The 4,162-nt window shown below is 70.9% G+C and carries 5 protein-coding genes and 1 pseudogene; all 6 read right to left on the reverse strand.

The window, feature by feature from the left end; genetic code table 11:
- Positions 1-1,074, reverse strand: a 1,074-nt coding sequence (locus tag ACFWEP_RS32475) for a hypothetical protein (RefSeq protein ID WP_387375559.1), incomplete at its 3' end; no start/stop codon positions are given.
- Between the two features lie 42 nt (positions 1,075-1,116).
- Positions 1,117-1,572: a hypothetical protein gene (locus ACFWEP_RS32480; RefSeq protein ID WP_387375561.1), complete on the reverse strand. Its 456-nt coding sequence runs from the start codon at positions 1,570-1,572 to the stop codon at positions 1,117-1,119.
- On the reverse strand, positions 1,569-1,862 hold the full coding sequence (locus ACFWEP_RS32485; protein WP_387375562.1) for a hypothetical protein: 294 nt from the start codon (positions 1,860-1,862) through the stop codon (positions 1,569-1,571). Before ACFWEP_RS32485 ends, ACFWEP_RS32480 begins: the two co-directional genes overlap by 4 nt.
- Positions 1,863-1,948: 86 nt before the next feature.
- Complete coding sequence (locus tag ACFWEP_RS32490; RefSeq protein WP_387375564.1) at positions 1,949-2,335, reverse strand: hypothetical protein; 387 nt, start codon at positions 2,333-2,335, stop codon at positions 1,949-1,951.
- 114 nt (positions 2,336-2,449) lie between these two features.
- Positions 2,450-3,946 carry a type VII secretion protein EccB gene (gene eccB, locus ACFWEP_RS32495; protein WP_387375566.1) on the reverse strand — a complete coding sequence of 499 codons (1,497 nt, stop codon included), beginning with the start codon at positions 3,944-3,946 and terminating at the stop codon, positions 2,450-2,452.
- A gap of 8 nt (positions 3,947-3,954) precedes the next feature.
- Positions 3,955-4,162, reverse strand: a pseudogene (locus ACFWEP_RS32500) (type VII secretion integral membrane protein EccD); the annotation flags it as partial.

The raw sequence follows: 4,162 nt of genomic DNA on the forward strand, positions 1-4,162 counted from the left end.
GGACTCCTGTTCCTCGGCCCGTGCCGCCTCGGCGGCCCGCGCGGCGGCGTCCGCCGCGGTGGCCGGGGTACCGTCCGCCTGGGTGCCGTAAGGGCTCGCGCTGTAGGTCTCGGCGCTGTTCGGCGTGCGCCAGTTCGGCGCGGTCACGCCGGGGACGAGAGCGGCGGCCGTGCTGTACGCACCGTCGACGGCGGGCAGTTGGACGTGCGCGGCCGCGTCCAGATTGTCCACGACTCCGATCTTCCAGTCCTGCTTGGCCCGGTCTTCCATCCGGTCCCAGAAGCCCTGGTCGGAGGGTGAGCCGAACGGAGTCTGGACGACCGGTCCCGCCGTCCCGCTCACCGTCTGGGCGGCCTGTCCGACGAACGGATCGAAGGCCTGATGGAAGAGATGAACGACCCGCTGGGCGGGCCAGGCGCCGGGACTGTTCCTCCAGGTCTCGTAGGCGCGGCTGAGCGCCATGGTGGAATCGCGCAGCTGACTGCGGGCACGGTCGATCTCCCCGGTGAACTCCCGGGGAGTCGTCATCTGCACCGCCAGGTCCTCGAATTCGTTGGCGATGCCCGTGAGCGCGTCCTTGAGGGCGCCGGCCGCGCTGCCCTGGAGCTCCGCGTCGGGCACGTCGATGTCGCGGGCCATGCCCGTGATCAGTTCGTGGGTGGCCATGAGGTGGTCGTGTACGCCCCGCGCGGCCATCACCGCAGAGTCGAAGCTGAGGAGCTTCACCATGTCGGTGCCCGCGTCGGAAGCGCCCCCGTACAGCCGGTCGATCGGTTCGCTCATGAACCGGTGGAGAGGTGTGTCCCCCTCGTTCGAGCCGATGTCCGGGGAGAGGCGGACGCCGACGCGGTAGTGGAGCACCGTGGGGAGCAAGAGCGGATCGGTGAGGATCCAGGGGATCGACACGGCCAGGTCCCAGCCCTCCGGCGGACCGCTCTGCGCGCTCGCCGGTTCCACCATGTGTTCGGCGAACCAGCTCGCGTAACCCTCCCCGCTGCCCGCGACCTGCTCCCTGGTGGTGGGTTCCTGCCCGGTGTACAGGGAGAGCGCGTCCTCCCAGGACCCTTCCGCCATCCGTCGTGCTCCTCTCGCGGGGCCGCGTCGCCCGTTTCGCCGCTACGCGGTGGGGGCCCCGGCCGGGGCGGTTGTCGTCGTGCTCGTCGATCCGCCGAAGGCCGCCAGGGCGTCCCGCAGATCGGCCATCATCTCGGCGGCGGTCAGCGCTGCGCCCTCCTCGCCCTCCTTCTGGAACTGGTGGGCGAGGACGAGGTCCTTGACGAGACCACCGAGATTGGTCTCCATCGAGGCCAGTTGCGTCTCCATGGCTACCGCGAACGCCTTGAACTTGTCCTGCAGGGCCGTGGCACTCACCGCGCCCCTGCCGGAACCGGCGTAGATGTGCGGGTAGATGCCGCTGCCGCCCTTGCCGGCGAAGGTCTGCAAGGTCAGCCGCGACGGATTCGTCATCAACGCCTCGATGACTCCGTTGAGTTGTGCGACCGTTCGGTCGATCGCCGCCTGGTCGACCTTGTAGGTACCCGTGCCGTCGCCGGTCGCCTGATCGGCCATCACTGCGCCGACAGTTGGCGGCCGCCGGCCAGGTCGGCCTGGATCTGGAGGTCCACCATGCTGGTGAGGGCCTGCGTGCCCTGGGTGAAGGTCGTGTTCATCTTGTTGATCGCCGCGTTCACCGTGCCCTGGAACTCGGCCCACGCCTGCGCGGAGTCGCCGGAGAACGACTGCTGGAGCGGCCGGATGCGGTCCAGCATGTCCTGCAGGGCCGCCGTCATCGCGGCGTTGGCCTGCCCCATGTCGTCGATCGCGGCGTTGGCCGCGGCCTTCTTCAGTTCGACGTCCGCCATGTCGTTCTCCTCGATGCGTTGATGTGTCCCGGTCCTCGGTGGTCCCGAGGCCGTACGTTCCCGCCGTGACGGGCGAGCACAGGCCGCTACTTGCCGCTGAGCGCCGCGTAGGCGCTCTCGCCCTCGTCGGTGAAGGTGCCGCCGGACGGGCTCCACGCTGCGGAGTACTGCTGGGCGTCCATCTCGCCGGTGTTGTGGGTCTGGTCGGCGGCGGTCAGGGCCTGGTGCAGGGAGTCCACGCGCTGCTTCACGGTGTTGTAGACATCCAGCCACTCTTCGAGCTTGTTGGTGAACGAGGTGGCGGAAGCGGCGACGTACGAGATCCGGACGTCGTCGTGGATCTGCCGCACGGTGTTGGCGGCTTTCGCCATCGCGGCGACGTTGTCCTCAAGCGCCTGGCGGGCGAGGTCGATCGCTGCCTGTTCCCTGTTGTATCGGTCCGAACCACCGACGGTGTCCGTGTAGTCACTCATGTCACGATCTCCTTCGCCGCGCGCACCCGAGCTGATGGCACGTCACCTTAGTTGTTGAGAGCGATAGTTGTGGAGGAAAACAACCTCAAATAAAGCTCAGAGAATTCCCGGCTTTCAATCCGCCGGCCCGCATTGCGCACCCGTATACGAACGGGCGGTCCCGGCGGGTTCGTCGTCGCCGTCATTCGGCCCTGCGGCCGATTGCGGTCCGGCCCGATTCGCTGCCGCCGGATCGAGAAGCGGGCCCTGCGGAATGAGCCTCAGCAGACGGTACGGGAGGCGCACCGCCGACGACGCTTCGTATCCCAGTCGTCGCGCGGCATTCGGGGCCAGCGGGTAGGCCACTCCCGCATCCGTCACCAGATACTCGGAGGATCCGGTACCCGCGCTGGCCCGGGCCCGGACCAGCGCGCCCGACCCCGGCCGCACCCAGACGCGGTCCGCCGGGGTACAGGCCGCGGTGACCGATGCCTGCGTGACGGGCGCGGAGCCCGGCACCCCGTCGCGGGTGGCCAGCGCCACCGTCGTCATCCAGCCGTCGCCCGTCGGGGTCGTGCGGACGCAGACCTGGAACTCGTCCGGATCGACGGACGACACCTCGGGCGCAGTGCGCGGCAGTGCAGGGTTGCCCGCGGATGCCGACGCGGGGGCCGTATGCGCCGCCAAATCTGCAGGTCCCACGCTGAGTTCGCGCACCGCGGCGCCGCGGTAGGCGTCCTTTTGGGTGCGGGGGTCGCCGCGCAGCAGGAGACGGTCCAGCACCCCGAGGGGTACCAGGCCCTTCTCGGTGAGCAGGTAGTGCTGGCCGGACGCCGTGAACAGCTGCCCGATCCGGGTGGCCGCGCCGGACAGGCGCGGGCCGGCGGCGCCCCGCCGGGCGACCTCGGGCGGGGCCAGCGGTGGGCCGGCGCCCAGCGACTGGAGGAAGGAGGGGGCGACCGGCGTCGCCACCACGCCCGCCCAGCCGAGGGCGGCCGTGGTGCCGTGCTCGCTGTCGACGGCGAACCGGCGCCCGTTCCAGATCAGTTGGATGCCCTCACCGGGGGCGGTGACCAGCACGCCCCGGCTCTCGTCCAGCCCGGTGACCGTACCGGCCGCTCCGACGACGACGCTGGTCAGCGGCGGACCGCCAGGTGAGGAGGAACCGGGGAGGGCGCACACCGACCAGGTCTCGCGCGGCAGATCCGAGGCGGGCAGACCGTCGGGGGCGCCGACGATCCCCAGGGCCGGGCCGCGCTCCGTACCGGCGAGAGAGCTCTCGGCCACGTCGGTGACGCGCAGACGGTCACCGGCGATCAGCCGCGCCGACGCCTCGTTGAGGACCGGGTGCAGGGCGCCGTCGACGAAGAGATAGCGGGCCCCGGTCTCCCGGACGAGGACCAGGGTCCCCGGCTCCTTCCAGGAGGTGGCGCCACCGGGGCGGATCAGTCCGTACAAGGTGGTGACCAGGCAGGCCAGGACCACCAGCAGAACGCCCCACACCAGCCCGCGCCAGGTGCGGGTGGAAGGGGTCTCTGCGGCGTCGGGGTCGGCGCGCAGCAGACCTCCGGAGAGCCGTCCCATGACGAACAAGTGGGCCTGGACCTGGTCCTTGCGGCTCTGGGTGCTCATGCGCCCGCTCAACCCCTGATCCCGCGCAGCGCCCCGAAGACGCCGGACAGCAGCGCGGCGAGCGGCAGCAGGGCGAGGGCCACGACCAGATGGAGGACGTCCGCGGCCCTGCCCCAGTAGGGGACGAGCCGGCGGCCGGGTACCGTCCACGCGGCGACGGCCGCCGTCGCGCCCGCCACCACCAGGACCGCCACCACTTCCAGCCGGCCCGGCAGA

The sequence above is a fragment of the Streptomyces sp. NPDC060198 genome, assembly GCF_042728415.1.
Lineage (GTDB): Bacteria > Actinomycetota > Actinomycetes > Streptomycetales > Streptomycetaceae > Streptomyces.